Source organism: Streptomyces sp. KR55 (genome assembly GCF_052245645.1).
GTDB lineage: Bacteria > Actinomycetota > Actinomycetes > Streptomycetales > Streptomycetaceae > Streptomyces > Streptomyces flavusporus.
Genome location: NZ_JBQQCE010001000.1, coordinates 1 through 662 on the forward strand (window position 1 = coordinate 1; position 662 = coordinate 662).

Genomic DNA, 662 nt, shown 5'->3' on the forward strand with positions numbered 1-662 from the left:
GGACCACTCGGCGGTGCGCTCCTCGAGGGAGCGCGAGCGGTCCGTGCTGATCAGGACGATTTCCAGGGCATCGGGCGCGTGCAGAGCGGCGAGCTGGGCCAGCACCGCGCGCGCCAGCCCGGCCAGTCGGGGGCGCGGCCCGGCCAGGCCCAGCGCCCCGGCCTCGCGCAGGTCGGCGGTCACCGGCACCGCGGGCAGCAGTCCGGAACCGTCGGGCGCGGCCCGGTCGGCCGTGCCGAGCCGCACGGTGAGCGCCTCCGGATGGCCCGGCCCGCGCTCCCACAGCCGCGGCCCCGGTCCCAGGGCCGTCAGCAGCAGGGCCGCCGGGTCCGGCCATGTCTCCGGTGCCGTGGCCCCGGTGGCGGGCCCCGCCGCTCCAGCGGCCGCTTCGGCGTCGTACACCCCGCGTCGTCCGGTCGCTCCTTGCTCGGCCCGCCCACCCGCCAGCCGCCGCGCCCACGCCGTGAGTCCTCCGCGCCTGCGCACGCCCTGCGGTACGTCCATACCCCGTAGCGGGGTGCCCTTGCGGCGGCCCTCGCCGGCCGGTACGCCGTCGAGGTGTCCTACGCCGAATCCGGCGTGCGTCTCACCGCCGGGGGGCGCTGCCGGGCCGGAGCCCGGGTGTGGGCGCGGGTGCGGGTCGGGGTGCAGATCCTGCCGGG

Annotated in this window: 1 pseudogene; it reads right to left on the minus strand. The window is 79.5% G+C overall.

The features are described 5' to 3' along the window. A pseudogene (locus ACTWQJ_RS52015) lies at positions 1-662 on the minus strand (hypothetical protein); the annotation flags it as partial.